A 21,088-nucleotide genomic window follows, 5' to 3' on the forward strand; every position below is an offset into this window, starting at 1 on the left:
TGGAGATATGAGAATGGATGCGAATGTTCTGGCCAATGCGATTGGCCCGCGCGAAGGGACGGCATTGCGCGTAAAACAGGTTGCTCTGGTCGCTCTGGGTATCCTTGCGCTGGCAATTGCCGCTAAAATCAAGGTGCCGATGTGGCCTGTTCCGATCACCATGGGCACCTTTGCTGTGCTAACAATCGGCACAGCCTACGGAACGCGCTTGGGTCTGATCACCATGCTGGGCTACCTGCTGGTCGGAGCGCTCGGCTTTGACGTCTTCGCGGGTTCTTCGGCCGAGAAGTTCGGTCTGACTTACATGATGGGTGGCACCGGCGGCTATCTGGTTGGTTACCTGCTGGCAACTGTTCTGCTGGGTGCTCTGGCCGCGCGCGGCTGGGACCGCTCGTTTGGGAAGATGGCGCTGGCTCTGGTTCTGGCCAATGTCGTGATTTACGTGCCGGGTCTCTTGTGGCTGGGTCAACTGTACGGCTGGGACAAGCCGATCCTGGAATGGGGGCTGACGCCCTTCCTGGTGGGTGATGCCATCAAGCTGGTTTTGGCTGCGGTATTGATCCCCGGCCTGTGGAAACTGGTGGGCGACGTCCGCACCTGATCTCTGCCGAAATCGCCTATACGGAACCGCGCCCGGAAGTATCCCGGCGCGGTTTTTTCTTGTTTCCTGGCCGCAACGCTGGACAACTCCGGTGGCGGCGGTTCAATCTGCACTCAATGAAATCATCAGGTTATTGAAATATGCGTATTCAAATTGCCTCGGCATTCACCGTTTGTGCCGCTCTTTGGTTGAGTGGTGGGGGCGCATCAGCAGATACTCCGGTTACTTATACCGACAACGGGCGCGCACTGTTCAGCTTTTCCGTGCCTGACTATTGGGCGCTGCGGACGGGCGGCCCGCGTGAGATTGAGGATACCGAATTAGGTGACATGCGTGCCGTTTCCCGCGTCATGGGGGTGCGGCCTGTCACAGATGACAATGTCTGGATGGGGTTTGTCTCACCTGCTGGCGTGGCTTCGATTGAAGACGGTCTTCGTTATCTTGAAGACATCGACAAGTTTCTGGTCAAGGACCCAACAGTGTCCGAGACCACGTCGACGCGCATCGGCGGGATGCCGGCGCGGGTCATTCGTGGGACGGGCAATCGAGATGGGCGTGGCGTGAATTTCACCGCAACCATCATCGACCTGCCGCGAAACCGTGTTGCCGTAGTTGTCGCAATCCTGCGCGACGGCGCCGACCCAGCCTATGTTGACGACTTGAACGCCGTTTTCGCGTCGTTCCGCTCTGAACAGTGAGGAGGCGCCGATGACCCGCAAACTGATCAAACGCGTATCCCTCGCATTGGGATTGGGCGTAGCAAGCCTGACCCTATCAGCCTGTGATGGCGTAACCGTCGGCGTCGGATACGGATACGATCCGTTTTACGATTCGATGCTGTGGAACGACTATTACCACGATGTTAACGTCGATATTGATATCGACCGGCCAGATCGCCCCGGACGTCCGGGAACGCGTCCCCCGGCGCGTCCGGTTCCGCCCATCGCAAAGCCGCCGAACAGACCGCCGGTGTCGCGACCGCCAAACAGGCCGCGCCCGCCGGTCGCGCGTCCTCCAGCCGCCCGGCCTCCCATTCACCGCCCCGCTGGGCGGCGATAACGCATCGGATCAGTCCAGTAATTCCGTCGTGATCTGGGCTGACCCTTCCAGCGTTCTGTGCACCGGGCATTTGTCCGCGATTTCCATCAACCTCGCGCGCTGCTCTAGCGTTAACGGACCTTCCAGGCGGATTTTGCGTCGGAATTGGTCGACCTTTCCTTCATTGGCCAAGCCCGCGTCCTGAGCGTGGACCTTGTTGTGGCAGACATCGACGGTGATGCCGTTCAGAGGCCAGCGTTTGCGCCGGGCGTACATGCGGATGGTCATCGACGTGCATGCGCCCAAACCGGATGACACAAAGCCATAGGGTGACATCCCCCTGTCCGTGCCGCCGTATGAGGCCGGTTCGTCTGCAACCGCATGGTGTCGGGGGCCGGATTGGATGTCCTGCAGAAACCCGGACGGGTCGGCCTCGGTTACGCGCACAACACCCTCGGGCGCACCCGGAGGCGGGGCAGGCGGGCAGAGTTTGACATAGCGCGTCACCCACGCGGCGATTACGTCCGCTGCATATTCAGCGTCGGCCGCGCGCGTAATCAGGTGGTCTGCATCGTCCAGTGTCACAAAGCTTTTGGGGTGTTTGGCCGCAAGGAAGAGTGTGCTGGCGTTGTCAATGCTTACGGTTTCGTCCCGGGGTGCGTGCAGGATCAACAACGCGGCTTTCAGGTCGGCGACTGCCGGGAGAAGCGCGGTCTCAGAGATATCGTCAACGAATGCCTTGCCTATGCGGAAAGGGCGCCCACCCAACATTACGTCAGCCGCCCCTTCTTGCGTGATCTCGGGCAACGCGTCCTCAAAGTGATGAGCAACATGACCCGGGTCAGCAGGTGCACCCAGAGTGACCACCGCCTTGACACTTGGAATGCCAGCGCGCGCGCGCAAAACCGCCGCTCCGCCCAGCGAATGACCGATCAGGAGTGCCGGCGCCATGTTGCGACCGGCAAGATAATGCGATGCAGCGATCAGGTCTTCGACATTCGACGAGAAGGTCGTATTGGCGAATTCTCCGCCGGAATGCCCCAGACCGGTGAAGTCGAAACGCAAAACGGCAATGCCCATTGCCGCCAACCGCGCCGCAATTCGGCGTGCGGCGGGGATGTCTTTTGAGCAGGTAAAACAATGTGCAAACAGCGCCGTTGCCAGGACCGGCCCGTCTGGCAGGTCAAGGCGCGCGGCCAATTGGTTGCCGTCGTGACCGGCAAAAGTAATGCGTTCGGTGGGCATGGCAGTTCCTTGTGTGTCGGGATGAACCAATAGTGTGTGCATCCGTCAGGTCGCTCAACCCCATTGTAAGGCGCGTCACGGGAAGGTGAGGTCCTGATACAGGTTTGTGCTTTAGCCCAGCGAAGATTCAATGCATCAACATGTGTGATGCTTTTATTAATAAATATTCGTTTCACTAATTCTGAAAGCACCCCCATGTTGCGGTCACAGATCTTTTTCAGCTCAGGAGGCTCAAATGGCACATAGCGTATCTGAACCCAGGGGCGTGATATTGCGTCCGGATATTGTGATCGTGATCGTACTAGCCGGTGTAATTGGTTTTTCACTCGGTCAGAATTGGCCGCTGGTTTCTTCGGACACAATGGAAACTGCCGCGCCCGTCACAGAGGACTGGCACGGCAATGTCAGGCGGTCGTACTGGTCGAACTGAGGGCTTAGCTCAGACCCATCAACTGCGGATCAAAGGGATAGGTGGTCAGGTTCTCATACCCGTCTTCTGTGATCAGAACCTGATCCTCCAGCTTGATCGAGAAATCTCCGCCGACCTCGCCGCAGGCGGCTTCGACGCACAACACCATGCCGGGCTCGAGCGGATAGTCGTACGAGCCCGCCACCGCCTTATCCGGGTAAGCGACCAGCGGCCATTCATCACACAAGCCGACGCCATGCATCAGGCAGCCGTATTTCTGCGCCTGGAATTTGTCGTCCAGTTTGTGCGCATTGGCCGTCAGTTCCGGGATCATTACGCCGGGTTTTAGCATCTCCATATTGGTCATGATGTGCTCATGCGCATGCTGCATGGCATAAACCATATCGGGGCGGGGTTTTTCGTCCCCAATCCACCATGTGCGCGAGATATCGATGCAAATGCCATATGAGCCGATCAGGTCTGTATCGAAGGCAATGATCTCGTTTTTCTGAGTAATCCGCGGGCCGCATTCCTGAAACCACGGGTTGGTACGCTGGCCCGAGGCGAGCAGGCGGGTTTCAATCCACTCACCACCGCGGCGAATGTTTTCGGCGTGCAGGACGGCCCAGATGTCATCTTCTGACGTTTTGCCATCGCCCACGTTGGCGCGTGCGAACTTCTCCATCTCGGCAACGGCCGTTTCGCAGGCATGGTTGGCGCAGCGCATGGCGAGGATTTCGTCTGGTCCCTTGATGGCGCGGGTTTTTTCGGTGACTTCCTCACCTTCCATGATCTCGAACCCCTGCGCCTCAAGCGCGCGCAGCCCGCGCAGCATGATCTTGTCCACGGCCAGACGTTGATTGCCGCCGCCGTGCTCGTTGATCAGAACGCGCACCTCATTCGAAAACACGTCGGCGGCCACATCCACCTTGTCGCCGCGGTCGAAATAGAACAGGTCCGCACCGGATCGCTGTTCACGGACCAGCGGGTTGAACTTCGACAGGAACGGAGAGTTCTTATAGTCCCAGATCACCATATACCCATCGGCGCACAACAGAACCGCTCGGAATGGGTTATGGGTGTTCCACAGCTGCATATTGGTACTATCGGTGGCATAGCGGATGTTGAGCGGGTCGAACATCAACAGTCCACCATAGCCGCGATCGACGATGGCTTGGGTTAATCGCTTCCACCGGTGTTCCCGCATCCGTGTCAGGTCAGGCAGGACAAGGCCGGCCTGTTCCCATTCCGAGAATGCAAGCTGTGTTGGCCCTATCTCAATCCGGTCATTCTCGTTCGGGGTGCCGTCACCAAGGGTCGCACCTTTGGTCGGGTCGATCTTGCGGTTGTCGCGATAGTGCTGATTCATGGTGGGTCTCCCTGCCTATTTTTCGAACGTGGAGAATCAATCTCCCGGCGTCTTGAAAATTTGCGACGGCGCATTCGTCGCTTTTTGACCGACAAGCCAAAATTCTGATGGTAGGTCAGAACCATGACGACCATTCTTCAAACATCTATCCCATACGATCCGCTGGACCAACGTCCCTTGCCCGGTATTCAGCCCGGTAGCATGGATGACTGGTTGCACTGCGATGACGCGTTCGCGGCTCAGATGCAAAGACGTGCAACGCTGTTGGCGGACCGGCGTGCGGACGTGCTGGCGCTGGACCCAGGCGCGATGCCCGCCGCACAGGAATTACTGGATCTGGTTCTGCAGCACGCCTATCCAGGAAGCACGGACCATGTGATCCGCTCGGACGGGCAGCGGGTAGAGGTTGACCGGCATCGTCCGTTCGACACGCTGTGCCAGCTGGTGCAGGAAGATTTCTGCATTCTGCAAAAGCAAGGGGACGAACACGTTCTGACCGGCGCTATCTTGTGTTTTCCCGCCAGTTGGCGGTTGTCCGAGAAATTCATGCGTCCCCTCGTCGGCATTCATGTTCCTGTAGATAGCTATGACGAAAACATCGCGCGGCGCGTTCAGCGCCTGTTCGACGGGATTCAGCCGGGACGTCCGCTGTGGAGGTTCAACACGCTGTGGTATAAGGATGCCGAGCTGCATCAACCCCGTAGCGCAAGCGAACCGCGCGACATAACAGATCCGGGATCCACAAGTTTCCTGCGAAGTGAGCGGCAGACACTTTTGCGCCTGCCGGAAACGCGGGCCGTCATCTTCTCGATCCATACGTATGTGCTTGCGGCAGATCAGGTGGCCAAAATGGAAAACCCCGCCTGACGGCGGGGCCTCCAAGGAGGGTCACTTGATGCCGGGCTACATGCCCAACGCACCGGCCACGCCTGCGAATGCACCGCTTGTGCTGAGAGCGGAGATCGCAACGGAATAGGCCAGCACCTGAGTATTAAGGCGAAAGTCTTCGCCCTTGATCAGGTTTACAGCGGCCAATGAGGCCGCAATCGGGACCGACACGCTTGCCACGGCACCCGTCAATCCCCAACTGGTCAGTCGTAGGATATCGCTGGGTTTTTCGTGGTCGAGGGGGGGCGTGTCGTCCCGATCGGTAGGCTGCTCGATAGGTTCTTCTGTCCGAAAAGCGATGCTGAGCAACTGCTCATCCGACAGCTGGATCGGCCGGGCTGCTGGTTTCAGCGCCCCTTTTTCTGGCTCATCCAGGTCTTCTGCGTCAGGAATGTTCAGCCCTGCAAACGGGCCTGTTACTGCCTCGAATATCTGCTTTCTGTTCCGCGCCTTTCCGGGGGTCAGAGAGTCAAACGCGCTCATGAATTGTTCGAGCGTTAGAACGGTATTAGGGGATAGCCATTCAATCCGCTGCGTCGCGCAGATGTCGACCATTCTGTACAGGATTACCACCAGCATCAGCTCGGAAATTTCGCTGTCGTCCAGCAGGGGCGAAACCGGGGAAACCGTGATCGACAACCGGTTTTGCGGCTTGCTTACAATCGGTCTGGGAATGGTTTTCAAACCTGCTGCGCGGTCCAGACGCCCGAACCGGTCTTCAGTCTCGGCCGCCTGAGTGTCCAGTGTCAGGCGCACCAGATACTGGCTGGAAACAATACTGGCTTCGGTGGCGCTCAACAGGGCCCTGCGTTCGACCAGGTGACCATAGTCCTGAAGCGTCGTTGCAACGATTTTTCCAAACCGCTCAATCGCGCCTTCGGTCTTACCGTTGAATTGCAGACCACCGTGATAGCTGTGCTTCGGAGTCACTGCGCTGTCCTTTGTCGCATCCTGTCGTTGGAAACAATCTAGCAAGCGATCTGGGGCAGATTGGGGCGAAAATGGAAAAAAATGAAAAATCGCCCGGATTGATTACGCTATGGAAACCTAGGCATTTTAAGGGCCGTTTAATTTCTGTGGCGACAATGTGGCTGAAATTTGGTGCATTGGCCCGAATTCCCAGCTTCTCTTAACCGTCGATTCGGGCGGCCATGATTGCAATGGACTGCTGGTACACCGACGCGGCGTTCCACTGTTGAATGACCGCGAAATTCGGCTGGCCCTGCTGATAGCCGCGCCCCGGTTTCCACCCTTTCCTACGTAGAAAATTGGCGGTTGAGGCCAGTGCATCCGTCATATTGTAGAAATCAACGCGACCGTCGCCGGTGGCATCTACCCCGTAAGTCATGGCGTTGCCGGGCAGAAACTGAGTGTGCCCAAGCTCGCCATGTTTTGCGCCTTTTGTAGCCGTCGTAATGCTGCCTTGATCGACCAGTTTCAGCGCCCCGATGGCGTGGGGAATGAAAAACTCAGACCGGCGACAATCGTAGGCCAGTGTTGTAATTGCGGAAACAACCTGGCTGTCACCCATGAAGTTGCCAAAGCCAGTTTCCATACCGTGTATGGCGATCAAGACTCCTGCGGGCACTCCATATTGGCGTTCAAGTGCCGCGTAGAATTGCGGGTTACGCGCCTTGCGTTTACGACCCTGCGCGACAATGGTGTCCGCGCCGCGCACGCGCATGAACTTGTCGAGAGAGTATTTAAAGCTCTTCTGATTGCGGTCAGCCGCGATTGTGCGCGTGGCGTATTGCGACTGCGCCAGCGCTTGCAGACCCTTCTTTTTCACACCGGCGCGCTTGGCCTGTCTGGCAAAGTCGCTTTTCCACGCGTCAAATCCACTGCCGGTATTGCCGCAAGGGGCGGCCGCCGTCAGCGCGGGTATGGATAAAGCGAAAGCGATCAAAATGGCGAGGCGCCGCATGGTTTTCATTCCCTCAATCAGTTCTGTTTAAGCCGGTGCGAACTTTTACAACGCACGCTGCAGGTCTTCGGAGGTCAGGACGGGCTGGATTTCTATGTTTGCGTCCAGTGCTGCAAAAAGCGGTTCGTTGATTGCGGGCATGCGGGCCTGATCGGTTTCCTCAAAGATGACGATCCCCATTCTTTTGCCGTGCTCAAGCGCGAAATAAGCGGCCTCTGCGTTCACTTCTTTTACCAGAGCTTCAATCGCTGCTCCAAGTGTGCCGTCCCGCTCGGCCTGATTGCCTTTTTCAACGGGTATCGTGAATTTCAACATCAGGCGCATCGTTTTCTCCCAAAGCGATCAAGACAATACTTCAAAGAAAGGCTCTGACGATACCAACTGTCAGTCAAGACGCTTGTGATAGCGATGTTCGGAATGACAAAAGGGCGCCCAACAGGCGCCCTTTCGTTTGGTCTTTGCGCTAACCCTCGGTTTAGCAGCTGTAGTACATGCCGTACTCAACTGGGTGGGGTGTGTGCTCGTAGGTTTCGACCTCTTCCATCTTCAGTGCGATGTAGCCGTCGATCTGGTCTTTGGTGAACACGTCGCCCTGCAGCAGGAAGTCGTGATCGGACGCCAGAGCTTCCAGAGCCTCACGCAGGCTGCCGCAGACGGTCGGGATGTCGGCCAGTTCTTCGGCGGGCAGATCGTACAGGTTCTTGTCCATGGCTTCGCCCGGATCGATCTTGTTCTTGATGCCGTCCAGACCGGCCATCAGCAGAGCGGCAAACGCCAGGTAGGGGTTTGCGGCCGGATCGGGGAAGCGGGCCTCAACGCGCTTGGCTTTCGGGCTTTCGGTCCACGGAATACGGACACACCCCGAACGGTTGCGGGCCGAGTAGGCGCGTAGAACGGGGGCTTCGAAGCCCGGGATCAGACGCTTATAGCTGTTGGTTGCCGGGTTGGTGAAAGCGTTCAGGGTCTTGGCGTGCTTCAGAACACCACCGATGAACCACAGAGCTTCGTCCGACAGGTCGGCGTATTTGTCGCCGGCGAACAGAGGCTTGCCGTCTTTCCAGATCGACATGTTCACGTGCATACCGGTGCCGTTGTCGCCCGCGATCGGCTTCGGCATGAAGGTGGCCGATTTGCCGTAGGCGTGTGCAACGTTGTGGATGACGTACTTGTACTTCTGTAGTTCGTCGGCTTGCTTGGTCAGGCTGTCAAAGATCAGACCCAGTTCGTGCTGGCACGATGCAACCTCGTGGTGGTGCTTGTCGACCTTCATGCCCAGACGCTTCATGGTCGACAGCATTTCCGAACGCAGGTCCTGTGCTTCGTCGATCGGGTTGACCGGGAAGTAACCACCCTTGACGCCCGGACGGTGGCCCATGTTGCCCATCTCGTACTCGGTGTCGGTGTTCCACGACGCGTCCGTTGCATCAACTTCGTAGGATACTTTGTTGATAGTGTTCGAGAAACGAACGTCGTCGAACAGGAAAAACTCCGCTTCGGGGCCCATATAGGCGACGTCGCCGATGCCTGATGCTTTCAGGTAAGCTTCTGCCTTCTGAGCAGTGCCGCGCGGGTCACGCTCATAGGCTTCGCCGGTGTCGGGCTCGACAACCGAGCAGTGTACACAGATGGTTTTTTCCGCGTAGAACGGATCGACATAGGCGCTTTCAGTGTCGACCATCAGCTTCATGTCAGATGCTTCGATCGACTTCCAGCCCGCGATGGACGAACCGTCGAACATGAAGCCTTCTTCCAGAAAGTCTTCGTCAACCTGATCTGCCATCAGCGTCACGTGCTGAAGCTTGCCGCGCGGGTCGGTGAAGCGAACGTCGACGTATTCGGCGTCCTCGTCCTTGATCAGCTGAAGAACTGCGTCCTTGCTCATAGCTTATTATTCCTCTGCTTTGAGATTGTTCTGTTACAGGGCTTCCGGGCCGGTTTCGCCGGTCCGGATGCGAATGGCTTGTTCAACGGGCGAGACAAAGATTTTGCCGTCGCCGATCTTGTCGGTTTTGGCTGCCGCAACGATGGCGTCGATGGCCGCATCAACCTGATCGTCGTCCAGCACAACCTCGACCTTCACCTTGGGCAGGAAATCAACGACGTATTCCGCGCCGCGGTAGAGTTCGGTGTGGCCTTTCTGACGGCCAAAACCCTTGACTTCGATCACGCTGAGACCCTGGACGCCGACGTCCTGCAGCGCCTCTTTAACTTCATCGAGTTTGAACGGCTTGATGATCGCTTCGATCTTCTTCATCCCGGGCTCCTTTTAACTCTTGTCACTGAGGCACTGACCACGTCTAAAATCGGTCGGCAATGTGATTGCGAAAATGGTCCGGGTTGGGCGCTTAGAAAAAAGGCGACAGGTCAAATTTTGATCGACTTGCATAAAAAGTAATCGAAATTGAATCGCCGGGGGATTTGAGATGACGGAATTGCTGACAGCGGCGCAGATGCGGGCGATAGAACAGGCCGCTATTGAGTCCGGTCAGGTGACGGGTCTGGAGCTTATGGAACGCGCCGGTCGCGGAGTTGTCGAGGCGATTTTCGAAGAATGGCCGGAGCTGTCGAAAACGTCCGGAGCGGCCGTGGTTTTCTGCGGCCCCGGTAACAATGGCGGTGACGGGTTTGTCGTCGCGCGGTTGTTGAAAGAGTGGGGCTGGGAGGTCGATGTTTATCTATTTGGCGATCCGGGCAAGCTGCCGCCAGACGCAAAAGCGAACTATGCGCGATGGTGTGCGATCGGAACCGTCGCGGAAGGGAAGCCGGTCGCTGAGGAATTGCTGCAGCGCGACCACAACCTTGTAATTGACGCAGTATTTGGAACGGGATTGTCGCGCCCACTTTCAGGTGCTGCAAAGGCGTTTTGCCTGGAAATGTTCAAGACTGGAATTGATGTGGCAATCGACGTTCCGTCCGGTTTCTGCTCCGATAGTGGGAAATTTCTGGACGAAGAAACGTCGTTTTATGATGGACCGATGGGCGTTGCGCTTATCGTGACGTTCGAACGCAAGAGGTTAGGCCACGAACTCGGTATTCTCGCGGATCAGGCTGAAACGTTAAAAGTCAAGGAAATCGGAGTATCCGACTTTGTACCTTCTTATCGGCGGGACTTTTCCATGCAATATGAGGCTGGGCGTGCTCGCTATCGGGCCTCAAGTAAGAACATTTCTGACATTCGTACCGGCAAACCGACGCATAAGTTCTCGTACGGCCATGCGCTGATCCTCTCTGGGGGCTCAGGTAAAACCGGCGCGGCGCGATTGGCGGCGCGTGGAGCTTTGCGGATCGGGGCCGGGTTGGTGACATTGGGTGTTCCTCTGGCAGCGCAGACGGAGGTCGCGGCGCAGGTGACAGCGATCATGTTGCAGCAAGTGGAGGATGCCAGTTCGTTATCCGAAGCTCTGAGAGACGAGCGTCTGAATGCCTTATGCCTTGGCCCCGGAATCGGGCTGGACCGAGGGCAGGATTTGGTGCCGGCCGCTCTGGCGGCTGGGAGGTCAACCGTTCTGGACGCGGATGCGTTGACGGGTTTTGCGAAAGCCCCCTCGACCTTGTTCAACATGCTGCATGAAAATTGTGTCCTCACTCCGCACGGGGGAGAATTCGCGCGTCTATTCCCTGACATAGCTGAAAAGCTAAAGGCGGTTCCCACCAAAGGCCCGGCCTATTCCAAGGTCGACGCTACTCGCGAGGCCGCCAAGCGGGCAGGGTGCGTGGTTCTGTTCAAGGGGCCGGATACAGTGATTGCTGCGCCGGATGGGCGCTGCGCGATCAATTCGGCCCACTACGAGCGGTCCGCACCGTGGCTGGCAACGGCGGGTTCCGGCGATGTTTTGGCGGGGTTCATCACTGGCTTGATGGCGCGCGGCTTTGATCCCATGTCGGCCGCGGAAACAGCGGCTTGGTTGCATGTGGAATGCGCACGTTCCTTCGGTCCGGGTCTGATTGCCGAGGATTTGCCCGAGCTGCTGCCTCGGGTGTTTCAGCAAATGTCCAGTTGACGCATGCGCGGAATTTGGCCGCTTTCCCTGGCTTTCGGCAAGAATTGGCCGCACGCATCTGCATCATTGCATGTCATTCTTTTGAAAGACGTGTGGTGGAGTGGCAGACTTGACACAGGAGCCCTGAACAATTTGAGGGCGCGCGAACAACGTGTTGATATATTTGCCATTTAGTTTCTGCCGATTTAGAGCCGTAAGGCGGAACCTCAGAGTCAGAATAGCCGGTTCTACGTGATGGATCTGTCGCATGAGTTCAGCCCGCTGACAGTATCCAAAAATAACGTTCATGGTGAAAGAAATGACAGTGAAATTAAGCATCCCTTCAATTGCCGGAGTTCTGGCCGTTACCACGGCAATTCCCGCTGCAGCCGAATTGAAGTACGACAACAACAGTGGCGGTTATGTGCTGCTGTATGGTCAGTTTGACCCGGTGATCGTGTCGGTCGATGACGGCCAGGAGACCGAGACCCGCTTGCTGGACAATGACCTGTCCAACAGCCGGGTGGGCCTGCGCGTGATGCAGCCTTACGGTAGTAACGAGTTCATGTTCCGGTTCGAGACGGGTCTGGGTCTGCCAAGTACCGGGTCGGCCAACCAGGACGGCACCAACACCAATGGCTGGACCCGCGAAGATATTCGTCACGTCGATTTCTCGCTCAAGGGGGGATACGGCAAATTTTCCGCCGGTCAGGGAAGCATGGCCTCGGACGGAGCCGCTGAAACGGATCTGTCTTACGTCGGAACCGCATTGTATTCGTTTACGAACGACGAAAACGGCGCATTCTTCTATCGTGCACCCGATGGTATCCTGAGTGACATCACAGTTGGTGACTCGGCCAGCAACTTTGACGGGGCTCGCCGGGGTAGGGTGCGTTACGATACACCTGATTTCAACGGCTTCTCGGCCGCAATCGCTTATGGCCAGAACATCCTGTCCAGCAGCGACGATGACGATTACTACGACATCGCAGTCAAATATCGGAACACCTTCACAAACGGCGTCGAGTTTGCAGCCAGCATTGCATACGCTGTGCGTGACTTTGACGGCCAACCTGGTGAACGCAAGGATACCATCGGATCGGCCTCGGTCTTGATGCCAAGCGGCTTTAGCTTCACAGCGGCTCTGGGATCGCGCGACGATACCTCGGCAGGGGCAAGCGATCCGGACTACTGGTACACCAAGCTTGCTTACGAAGGCGATTGGGTGTCGTGGGGCAAAACCGGTGTTGGTATCGACTATTTCGACGGTTCGGATTTCGAAAACCAGGGGTCCAGCACAAAGTCGTGGGGTATCGCAGTTGTTCAGCGGATCGATGCGATCAACACGGATGCCTATCTGAAGTACCGTAACCACGATTTCGACGACACGGTCGACTTTGACAAGAACGAAGCCTGGGTGCTGGGTGCGCTCTGGAAGTTCTGACGACAATTCCCCGTGAACTGGACGCGCCCCGACTTAGTTCGGGGCGTTTTTTTTGTTCAAATCGGCGGCAAAACAAGGCGGATCCGGCCATTGCCTCTTGCACGCGGGCGGCTGGGCAAATAGAAGGCGTCAAATTTGCCCGGCGCGCCGTTTTGCGCGCCCCGAATCCTATGGGGACTACCATAATGCAGGTTACCGAGACGCTGAACGAAGGTCTGAAACGCGGCTACAATATCGTCGTATCCGCAGCCGAGCTGGACGACAAAGTTAACGAGAAACTGGTCGAAGCGCAGCCGGAAATCGAGATGAAGGGTTTCCGCAAAGGCAAGGTGCCGATGGCGCTGCTGAAAAAGCAGTTCGGCCAGCGCCTGTTGGGCGAAGCGATGCAGGAAAGCATCGACGGTGCGATGAACAAGCACTTTGAAGACAGCGGCGAACGCCCCGCGCTGCAGCCCGAGGTCAAAATGACCAATGAGGACTGGAAAGAAGGCGACGATGTAGAAGTCGCAATGTCCTATGAGGCACTGCCCGAGATTCCCGAAGTTGACCTGAAATCGGTTGAACTGGAAAAGCTGGTTGTCAAAGCAGACGACGCTGCCGTTGAAGAAGCGCTGAACAACCTGGCCGAAACCGCTCAGGACTTCAAAGCGCGCCGCAAGGGTTCGAAAGCCAAGGATGGCGATCAGGTTGTGATCGACTTCGTTGGCAAGGTTGACGGCGAAGAGTTCGAAGGCGGTTCCGCTGAAGACTATCCGCTGGTTCTGGGTTCGAACAGCTTCATCCCCGGCTTCGAAGAGCAGCTGGTTGGCGTGAAGGCCGAAGAAGTCAAAGACGTCGAAGTAAAGTTCCCCGAGGAATATGGCGCCGAGCACCTGGCCGGTAAAGACGCCGTTTTCACCTGCACCGTCAAAGAGGTCAAAGAGCCGGTTGCGGCCGAGATCAACGACGAGCTGGCCACGAAATTTGGCGCAGAAGATCTGGAAGCCCTGAAAGGCCAAATCGCCGAGCGTCTGGAAGCGGAATATGCCGGTGCCTCGCGCGCTGTTATGAAGCGTGCTCTGCTCGACGCGCTGGACGAGAAAGTCTCGTTCGACCTGCCGCCGTCGCTGGTTGAAGCCGAAGCCAAGCAGATTGCACACCAGCTGTGGCACGAAGAAAACCCGGAAGTGGAAGGCCACGACCACGGTGAGATCGAGCCCACGGACGAGCACAACAAGCTGGCCGAACGCCGCGTGCGTCTGGGTCTGCTGCTGGCCGAGCTGGGCCAGAAGGCCGAGGTCGAAGTGACCGATGCGGAAATGACTCAGGCGATCATGAACCAGGCGCGTCAGTACCCGGGTCAGGAACGCCAGTTCTTTGAGTTCGTTCAGCAGAACGCTCAGATGCAGCAGCAGCTGCGCGCGCCGATCTTCGAAGACAAGGTTATCGACTACGTATTCGAACTGGCTCAGGTTGCGGACAAAGAAGTCAGCAAGGACGACCTGCAGAAAGCCGTTGAGGCACTGGAAGAGGAGTAATCCTCTTCCGCCCATCCCCATGGGCACAAAAATAAACGGAGCCGTCTGAAATTAGACGGCTCCGCGTGGGTGGCTTCAACTTATGAGGTGAGGGGGTCAGGCCTCATGAGCAAAAGCACGGGGGGTTCTTAGCAGAGCGGTCTTCTGCTCTGGCGTAAATCGGTCCGAAAGCGCTTCGATCAGTTTCAACACTGACTCTACTTCGGCCTTCGATGTTGCCGAATTCATCTGTTCGACAAAGTATTTTTCCAGCTGTGTTAGCGGCTGATGGTCGTAATTCGCGGCACTTGGCTTTGCTTTTGCACCTTCGAAGCGCTCAAGCGCCTGTTCGTCGGTCAGAAAGACATCATGTTCAATGCCAGCATAATCCCGAATTCCCGAAATCCGCTCCTCCGAGCAGTCCATAAGGGCGGCCATCGCTACCACCTTGCCCATCGGCTTGGCGGTTCCAAGATAGTCGTAAGGCGCGTTGCCCGACCGTTGCAGGACGCGGTTCATCACCGGGTCGATCACGGCGATCGAGTCCAATACACCCGCTGTTTTCGCGTATTCGAACGAACCGATCATAACCTCGCTGGTGACATAGGACACAGAGTTTTCCCCACGACCGCGTCCTAGCTTTTTGGTGTCGACGCAAAACCGTGTTGCTTCCCAAACCTGAGCGCTGCGGATCGGTGGTTCGCCGTCCAGAATTGAATGAAAAACGTCGGACAGCATATGTGGCCCGGTCGTTTGCAGCAGTCTCATGCACCCAACAACGTCCCCCTCGTCGTTGATGCTGACTACGTGTGCAGGATGCAGATCGTCAAAATGGTCGCGCTCGCGCCCATCAACGATGTTGACCTCCCAGCCAAGACGGTCTCCAAAAACGCGTGCGCGCAGTTTGAACATCTCGTCCAAGACGTCATTAAACTTATGTTGGTTGATACCATCAATTACGATGATCATTTCCATCCCCCTACAGTCTGGTTACCGTAGAGAATAAGTTAACTAAGTTTTGAGCTGAGACTATTGGGGGTTTCCCGTATTTTTTATCTTTTTTGATTATCCTGGGGCAATTAAGCCCAGTCCAATGGCCCGTCCGATAGCCTGAGGTGTGGTCAAGGCACCGAGTTTTTCCCGCCCGGATCGCATGTGAACTTCGACGGTTCGGTGAGAAATCGACAGGATATCGCCAATATCCTGCTGAGATTTGCCGTCAGCGACCCATTGCAGGATCTCTTTTTCCCGCGTCGAAAGGGCTGGAAGATACAGCGCTTTGGCCAGCAGGCCGGACTGCATCACAGTATCATGCGCCTGAACAGCAGCCATCTGCAGGTCCCCCATGACATGTTTTTTAAGCTTTTCCCACTCTGCATCCGAACAATCGCGGGTCACATTCAACAGACCGCATTCTCCGTAAGGACCGCGCACGGGAACGGTCAAACCCCTTGGAGTTATGCCGAAATCATGCGCGTCACGGAAAACCGAGTGGAATTTTTCGTCGTGATTGAAGCGTCCCCAATCAACAGGGGCGATGCTGAGAACAGATTGGTATAGGGTCGGGTCGAAATGGTGAAATCCTTGACTTCCATAGTGAATTTTCCATTCGTCCGGATAGTTTGCATAGCCTTGGACGTCACCCTTCACGGGATTGAAGGTGGCATAAGACGCATAATCAAAGCCGAGTTCCTCGCAGACAGCGTTAATAATGTCGGCTGCCGACTTCTCCTCGTGGTCGATCGCGGCCAAGTCTATGAGTTTCACCTGTCCAACCCTTACGGCGGCAAATCTTTCCCCAAAGAAGTGCCATATCTGTCCATTTCATTGCATACGTTGCGTCAACTTAGGTGTCCCGCGCAAGGTATTTGTTCAAAACGTTTAGGCATATTGCGTGGTTCCGGCAACATAGTACCTAAGTAAACCACTAAGACACCTGTTAATATATTGTTCACATTTGGACTTGAAATTCAAGTCGACATCATTCCGGCCGCAAACCTGTTTCAATCAACATTCCTTGCGCTTTTGCTTCGGGGTAATAGCCCTTGGCATAGAGAAATATCGCGCGTTTCTGGTCGCCATCCGACAAGAGCCACGCACCGCGAAGGTATTTTCCGGCGAATTCCAGATTGGTTTCCGCGTCCAGCAATCCCTTTGCGTTACCTTTATATCCCATGGAACGCGCCGTCGCCGGAAGGATCTGCAACAGTCCGTAATATGGGCGGTTCACAGCCCACGGCCGATGCGTGCTTTCCCGAATCGCCAGCTTGTGAACCAACTCACGCGGCAATTCGTAGTGGTCGGCCCATTTGTTGATTGACGCGCGCAGCTCGGGGGTCTCATTGGGGTACAGAGGGGGATCAAAGGCATCACGGGCCGAAGTGTCAGGGCCACCACAGGCAGCGAGGGGCGCGGCAAGTAACATGGCCATAACGCTTCGGCGCAAAAAGTTATTCATCAGGGAACTCCGAGTTTCTGGACCCGATGATATGAGTTGATACCGTGACCGCAAGCATAGGTAAAAACTCTGGCTGATTTCTGCCCGTCTTGCGTGTGTACGAAAAAAGACCGCACGTTGAGTGCGGCCTTTTAAAACTCAGGTTAGCTAGATCAGGCCTTGGCTTCGTCTTCTTCAGCCGGGGCTTCTTCGGCAACCAGATCATCGTCGTCGGAGGCGGCGGAACCGATATCGTCGAACAGTTCAGCGATTTCGAATTCAGCGGCGGCCTCTTCTTCAGCTGCCAGTTCCTGGATCGATTTGCCCGACGCCTGCAGTTCGGCTTCTTCTTCCGAACGGGCGACGTTCATTTTGATTTCAACTTCGACCTCGGGGTGCAGCTTGACTGCCAGCGAGTGAAGACCCAGTTCCTTGATCGGAGCGATCAGGGCAATCTGCTTCTTGTCGACGGTGAAACCAGCTTCGGTTGCAGCGTCTGCTGCGTCACGCGGGGTGACCGAGCCGTACAGAGCGCCGGCATCCGATGCCGAGCGGATCACGATGAACTGCTGACCGTCCAGCTTTTCAGCCAGTGCTTCAGCTTCTTTCTTGGTTTCCAGGTTGCGCGCCTCAAGCTGCGCTTTCTGAGCTTCGAACGACGCGATGTTAGCGTCCGATGCGCTCAGCGCTTTGCCCTGGGGCAGCAGGAAGTTGCGGGCGTAGCCGGGCTTGACGTCAACGACGTCGCCCATTTGACCCAGTTTCGCAACGCGTTCGAGAAGGATAACTTGCATGTCAGTCTCTCCTTACTTCACGGCGTAGGGCAGCAGGGCGAGGAAACGGGCGCGCTTGATAGCACGGGCCAGTTCACGCTGCTTTTTCGCCGAAACGGCGGTGATGCGCGAAGGAACGATCTTGCCACGCTCAGAGATGTAGCGCTGCAGCAGACGGGTGTCTTTGTAGTCGATCTTCGGCGCGTTGTCGCCCGAGAACGGGCAAACTTTGCGGCGGCGGAAAAATGGTTTTGCGGCCATGGTGTATGTCCTTTTGTCAGGCTTAGATCAGCGGCGCTCGCGGCGGCCTTCGCGCTCATCGCGCTTCTGCATCTGGACCGAGGGGCCCTCGGCATGCTCGTCGACCTTGATGGTCAGAACGCGCATAACGTCGTCATGCAGGCGCATCAGGCGTTCCATTTCCTGAACGGCACCAGCGGGGGCGTCCGTCTTCAGGAAGGCGTAGTGGCCTTTGCGGTTCTTGTTGATCTTGTAGGCCATCGTCTTGACGCCCCAGTACTCGCTTTCGACGACGTTGCCGCCGTTGTCAGCCAGAACGGTGCCGAAATGTTCGACGAGGCTTTCTGCCTGCGCGTTGGACAAGTCCTGACGCGCGATCATTACATGCTCATACAGTGGCATGTGCACTCCTGTTTATATCAAGGCGCATTTCAAAGGCGGGGCCATCTGGTCCTTCGCGACCCTGCCACGAGAGGCTGCGCGATTCATAACTCTTGCGAAGGATGGCCCCATATACACGATTGCGCGCAGGGGGCAAGCCCTGCCACAAATGCCTTTGCGAAGTCGCGCTATTAACATTCAATTAACATTGCACCGCCCAATTCCTGACTCTTTTCGGCTCAAAGTTGTTTTGCATACCGGGGACTAGCCGGACAGAACGAACCTAAAGACGGCAACCTGAAACAGGGTACAGTGAAATGACCGCGATAAACACGAATACCTACGACAAGTCCGCGACCACCGCGAACTATGAGCAATCGGTTCCAGTTCTTATCGCATTCGCGCCAAACTGGCCGGCCCGGATCATTCTTGCACGTGTCGCAGGAGCGTTTCTGATCGTCGTTGCATTCTCGATGTGGCTGATGTCTGGCGCAGTGATGGCAACTGAGGTCTGGCCGATTAAACTGGCTGCGTCGCTTATGTTTCTTCTTGTTGGCGTGAGCCTGCTGACCATTCAGGTTCTGGATCCGCGCCCTGATGCCTATTTCGATCCGATCCGTCGCGAGGTTCGGGTTCTGCAAAAGAATGAAAACGGACGCCCTCAGACGGTGTTGCGCCGCAGCTACGACACCTTGGGAGGTGCCCGGTTTGCGGATGACCAGGTCGAACTGTACGACGTGGATGGCAGCCTGCTGATGAAACTGCCGCTACAATCGGCGGATGTCAGCCGAGCGCTGAAGGGGCAACTCAGCGGAAGTGTAACAATCTTTGCCTGATTTCTTTTCTGTTCATTTAAGAACAGAAAATGTGAGAGATTAAGTCTTGTGTGCCGCCCTTGGGCGGCACATTTTCGTTATCGAGCATTCCAACTGGTTTGCATCCACAACATTTTTGGAGATTGTCATGAAATCCACCCTTCTTGCTGCTGCACTGGCCGTATCGGCGACCTCGGCATTTGCGAGCGCCGAGAAATACGTTCTGGACCCCAGCCACAGCCAGGTTGTCTTTACCTACAACCACCTTGGTTTCTCGACCACGACCGGCATGTTCTCGGGCTTTGAGGGCGAGATCATGTTCGATCAAGAGAACCCGGCTGGTTCCAGCGTGAGTGTTTCGATGCCAGTCGTCGAAATGATCACCGGATGGAAACCGCGCGAAGATCACTTCATGACCGAAGACTTTTTTGGCGTTGCCGAAGGTGACCTGATCACGTTCACCTCGACCGGCATTGAAGTGACCGGCGACAATACCGCGAACATCACCGGCGATCTGACCATGAACGGCGTGACTAAGTCGGTCGTTCTGGACGCAAAGCTGAATCAAGTTGGCGAGCATCCGATGGCGGGCAAACCCTGGGCCGGTTTCGATGCGACCACCACATTGGTCCGCAGCGAGTTCGATCTGGGGCAGTTTGCGCCGTTTGTGGGCGACGAAGTGGAAGTTCGTATCTCGGTTGAAGCACAGAAGGCCGAATAAGCCTGCGTCAAACCCAAAGATTACCGCCGGGACCGAAAGGCTCCGGCGGTTTTTTGCATAGAAGCTATTGTTCTGCCTGCGTCGCCGTGAGTTCAACGGCCACTTTGACGCCAAACGCCAGAGAGTCTTCGGTCGGTTGTGATTTTCCGATGTCGAAGTCTAGCCGGTTAAGCTCGAGTTCGCCTTGCATCTTCGCGGTGCCGTCCTGCAGGTCCAGTTCAAACGGCAACACGACGTCCATGGTTTTGTCCCGGATGGTCAATGTGCCGCGCGCCTCATAGGCTAGGTCGGTCTTGAACAGGTCGGCTGTGAATTGCGCGGTGGGGAACTGACTGCTGTCAAAGAAATCGGCGCCCAACGCCTGATCTGTCACCGTGCCAATGCTTAGAGAGCCGATGGCGACTGTCACGTCAATAGACCCCGCAGGCCCGGGTTCAGCCGGATCGTCAAAGGTGATTGCGGCGGTCCACTCGGAAAACCCGCCGTTTACGGGGCTGCCCAACTGAGTGATCGTGATGCCCAGCGTGCCTTCCTGCACCTGCCAGTCGGATTGCACCGCTTCCAACTCGGCTGACGTGTGATCTGAAGTCGGATGCGCAGAATAGACCCCGTCAAACCAACCGACGGCCAGAGCCGCGCCCCAGATCACGATGGCGGCGAATGCAGGGACGGGAGAATGCCATTGCTGCGGTGGTTCCGGTAGCTCGATGCGACCGGGCAACATACGGCGCAGCGTGCTGTCCTTATCGATAACGTGGTGCTTGAGGGCGCCGGCGATGTGCAACACCAAGGCACCCAGCAAAACCAGCATCAGTACTTTGTGCAAGCCGCCGGTCACTTCGGCCACTTCGGGGGACTTGGGAACGAAAGGCAGGTTTTGTCCGAACGGCCAAAGGATCGGAGCGAAGCCTTCGGTTGCCGCATGGTGAATCCAACCGGTCAGAGGAACCAGAACCAGCGAGCCGTACAACAACCAATGCACAGTTTCTGCCGCAAAGGCCTCGGGTTTGTTTTCGGCGTTCAGCAGGCCGGGTTTGGGTTGACTCAGCGCCCACAGGATTCGGGCCAGTGCAACAATGAACACGGTGACGCCGATCGTTTTGTGCAGCGAGAATAGTTGCGCGGCTTGCTGAAGGTCTTCTGGTGTTGTCGGAATGGCCGGGTCTTCAATGGCATGTGCCAGTCGGTTTGCGAACCAACCTATCGGGAAGGCCGACAGAATTAACAAGGCCGTCAGCCAGTGAAAGGTTTTGGTAACGCCCCCATAGCTTTGGGCGGTGTTGGCAAGGGACATTGGTGAAAAGCTCCGGTCTGTTTGCTGGTGCTA

24 protein-coding genes are annotated in these 21,088 nt (G+C 56.5%); 10 read left to right on the forward strand and 14 right to left on the reverse strand.

Annotated elements, in window-relative coordinates; all coding sequences use genetic code 11:
• The first annotated feature begins 13 nt into the window (after positions 1 to 13).
• The 3 genes from ACR0AA_RS01050 to ACR0AA_RS01060 all read left to right on the forward strand — a co-directional run bounded on the left by ACR0AA_RS01050 (position 14) and on the right by ACR0AA_RS01060 (position 1,660).
• Positions 14 to 601 (forward strand): biotin transporter BioY, encoded by a 588-nt coding sequence (locus ACR0AA_RS01050; RefSeq protein WP_480755278.1) that lies wholly within the window; start codon positions 14 to 16, stop codon positions 599 to 601.
• A gap of 140 nt (positions 602 to 741) precedes the next feature.
• Positions 742 to 1,299: a hypothetical protein gene (locus ACR0AA_RS01055; RefSeq protein ID WP_480755279.1), complete on the forward strand. Its 558-nt coding sequence runs from the start codon at positions 742 to 744 to the stop codon at positions 1,297 to 1,299.
• Between the two features lie 10 nt (positions 1,300 to 1,309).
• Entirely contained in the window at positions 1,310 to 1,660 is a 351-nt protein-coding gene (locus tag ACR0AA_RS01060; RefSeq protein WP_480755280.1) for a hypothetical protein, read from the forward strand.
• Between the two features lie 9 nt (positions 1,661 to 1,669).
• Here ACR0AA_RS01060 and ACR0AA_RS01065 read toward each other — a convergent pair whose 3' ends face one another.
• Complete coding sequence (locus tag ACR0AA_RS01065; protein WP_480660874.1) at positions 1,670 to 2,884, reverse strand: bifunctional alpha/beta hydrolase/OsmC family protein; 1,215 nt, start codon at positions 2,882 to 2,884, stop codon at positions 1,670 to 1,672.
• Between the two features lie 235 nt (positions 2,885 to 3,119).
• Between ACR0AA_RS01065 and ACR0AA_RS01070 the strand changes: the two genes are divergently transcribed.
• Positions 3,120 to 3,314 (forward strand): hypothetical protein, encoded by a 195-nt coding sequence (locus ACR0AA_RS01070; protein WP_480755281.1) that lies wholly within the window; start codon positions 3,120 to 3,122, stop codon positions 3,312 to 3,314.
• Positions 3,315 to 3,318: 4 nt separating this feature from the next.
• Here ACR0AA_RS01070 and dddP read toward each other — a convergent pair whose 3' ends face one another.
• On the reverse strand, positions 3,319 to 4,662 hold the full coding sequence (gene dddP / locus ACR0AA_RS01075) for a dimethylsulfonioproprionate lyase DddP (protein WP_480755282.1): 1,344 nt from the start codon (positions 4,660 to 4,662) through the stop codon (positions 3,319 to 3,321).
• A 123-nt stretch (positions 4,663 to 4,785) separates the two neighbouring features.
• Between dddP and ACR0AA_RS01080 the strand changes: the two genes are divergently transcribed.
• Complete coding sequence (locus tag ACR0AA_RS01080; RefSeq protein ID WP_480755283.1) at positions 4,786 to 5,529, forward strand: heme-dependent oxidative N-demethylase family protein; 744 nt, start codon at positions 4,786 to 4,788, stop codon at positions 5,527 to 5,529.
• Positions 5,530 to 5,565: 36 nt separating this feature from the next.
• Here the strand turns inward: ACR0AA_RS01080 and ACR0AA_RS01085 are convergent, their stop codons facing one another.
• The 5 genes from ACR0AA_RS01085 to ACR0AA_RS01105 all read right to left on the reverse strand — a co-directional run bounded on the left by ACR0AA_RS01085 (position 5,566) and on the right by ACR0AA_RS01105 (position 9,728).
• Positions 5,566 to 6,480, reverse strand: a complete 915-nt coding sequence (locus ACR0AA_RS01085) for a hypothetical protein (RefSeq protein WP_480755284.1) — start codon at positions 6,478 to 6,480, stop codon at positions 5,566 to 5,568.
• A 199-nt stretch (positions 6,481 to 6,679) separates the two neighbouring features.
• The gene (locus ACR0AA_RS01090) at positions 6,680 to 7,483 is read right to left on the reverse strand and encodes a lytic murein transglycosylase (protein ID WP_480660867.1); all 804 of its coding nucleotides are present in this window, start codon (positions 7,481 to 7,483) and stop codon (positions 6,680 to 6,682) included.
• A gap of 36 nt (positions 7,484 to 7,519) precedes the next feature.
• Positions 7,520 to 7,798: a hypothetical protein gene (locus ACR0AA_RS01095; protein ID WP_480660866.1), complete on the reverse strand. Its 279-nt coding sequence runs from the start codon at positions 7,796 to 7,798 to the stop codon at positions 7,520 to 7,522.
• A 151-nt stretch (positions 7,799 to 7,949) separates the two neighbouring features.
• Complete coding sequence (gene glnA / locus ACR0AA_RS01100; RefSeq protein WP_480660865.1) at positions 7,950 to 9,356, reverse strand: type I glutamate--ammonia ligase; 1,407 nt, start codon at positions 9,354 to 9,356, stop codon at positions 7,950 to 7,952.
• Positions 9,357 to 9,389: 33 nt separating this feature from the next.
• Positions 9,390 to 9,728: a P-II family nitrogen regulator gene (locus ACR0AA_RS01105; protein ID WP_058274017.1), complete on the reverse strand. Its 339-nt coding sequence runs from the start codon at positions 9,726 to 9,728 to the stop codon at positions 9,390 to 9,392.
• Positions 9,729 to 9,897: 169 nt separating this feature from the next.
• Between ACR0AA_RS01105 and ACR0AA_RS01110 the strand changes: the two genes are divergently transcribed.
• From ACR0AA_RS01110 to tig, 3 genes are all read left to right on the forward strand, one after another.
• Positions 9,898 to 11,475 carry an NAD(P)H-hydrate dehydratase gene (locus ACR0AA_RS01110; RefSeq protein WP_480755285.1) on the forward strand — a complete coding sequence of 526 codons (1,578 nt, stop codon included), beginning with the start codon at positions 9,898 to 9,900 and terminating at the stop codon, positions 11,473 to 11,475.
• A gap of 298 nt (positions 11,476 to 11,773) precedes the next feature.
• Positions 11,774 to 12,898, forward strand: a complete 1,125-nt coding sequence (locus ACR0AA_RS01115; protein WP_480660862.1) for a porin — start codon at positions 11,774 to 11,776, stop codon at positions 12,896 to 12,898.
• A gap of 185 nt (positions 12,899 to 13,083) precedes the next feature.
• Complete coding sequence (gene tig / locus ACR0AA_RS01120) at positions 13,084 to 14,415, forward strand: trigger factor (protein ID WP_480660860.1); 1,332 nt, start codon at positions 13,084 to 13,086, stop codon at positions 14,413 to 14,415.
• A gap of 96 nt (positions 14,416 to 14,511) precedes the next feature.
• Here the strand turns inward: tig and ACR0AA_RS01125 are convergent, their stop codons facing one another.
• The 6 genes from ACR0AA_RS01125 to rpsF form a co-directional block, all read right to left on the reverse strand.
• Positions 14,512 to 15,363 (reverse strand): acyl-homoserine-lactone synthase, encoded by an 852-nt coding sequence (locus ACR0AA_RS01125; RefSeq protein WP_480660859.1) that lies wholly within the window; start codon positions 15,361 to 15,363, stop codon positions 14,512 to 14,514.
• 96 nt (positions 15,364 to 15,459) lie between these two features.
• A complete protein-coding gene (locus tag ACR0AA_RS01130; RefSeq protein ID WP_480660858.1) occupies positions 15,460 to 16,161 on the reverse strand; it encodes a helix-turn-helix transcriptional regulator in 702 nt (233 codons plus the stop codon).
• Positions 16,162 to 16,375: 214 nt separating this feature from the next.
• A complete protein-coding gene (locus tag ACR0AA_RS01135) occupies positions 16,376 to 16,852 on the reverse strand; it encodes a transglycosylase SLT domain-containing protein (protein WP_480660856.1) in 477 nt (158 codons plus the stop codon).
• 152 nt (positions 16,853 to 17,004) lie between these two features.
• Entirely contained in the window at positions 17,005 to 17,625 is a 621-nt protein-coding gene (gene rplI / locus ACR0AA_RS01140; protein WP_475064066.1) for a 50S ribosomal protein L9, read from the reverse strand.
• Positions 17,626 to 17,637: 12 nt separating this feature from the next.
• Positions 17,638 to 17,865: a 30S ribosomal protein S18 gene (rpsR, locus tag ACR0AA_RS01145; protein WP_005982441.1), complete on the reverse strand. Its 228-nt coding sequence runs from the start codon at positions 17,863 to 17,865 to the stop codon at positions 17,638 to 17,640.
• A gap of 27 nt (positions 17,866 to 17,892) precedes the next feature.
• Positions 17,893 to 18,246, reverse strand: a complete 354-nt coding sequence (gene rpsF / locus ACR0AA_RS01150) for a 30S ribosomal protein S6 (RefSeq protein WP_155151103.1) — start codon at positions 18,244 to 18,246, stop codon at positions 17,893 to 17,895.
• 296 nt (positions 18,247 to 18,542) lie between these two features.
• Here rpsF and ACR0AA_RS01155 point away from each other — a divergent pair, with 296 nt between their 5' ends.
• Positions 18,543 to 19,061, forward strand: a complete 519-nt coding sequence (locus tag ACR0AA_RS01155; protein ID WP_480660853.1) for a hypothetical protein — start codon at positions 18,543 to 18,545, stop codon at positions 19,059 to 19,061.
• Positions 19,062 to 19,188: 127 nt separating this feature from the next.
• Positions 19,189 to 19,761 (forward strand): YceI family protein, encoded by a 573-nt coding sequence (locus tag ACR0AA_RS01160; RefSeq protein WP_480660851.1) that lies wholly within the window; start codon positions 19,189 to 19,191, stop codon positions 19,759 to 19,761.
• A 64-nt stretch (positions 19,762 to 19,825) separates the two neighbouring features.
• Here ACR0AA_RS01160 and ACR0AA_RS01165 read toward each other — a convergent pair whose 3' ends face one another.
• Positions 19,826 to 21,055, reverse strand: a complete 1,230-nt coding sequence (locus tag ACR0AA_RS01165) for a cytochrome b/b6 domain-containing protein (RefSeq protein WP_480660849.1) — start codon at positions 21,053 to 21,055, stop codon at positions 19,826 to 19,828.
• Positions 21,056 to 21,088 lie beyond the last annotated feature (33 nt).

This window comes from Ruegeria sp. CE8 (genome assembly GCF_056537465.1).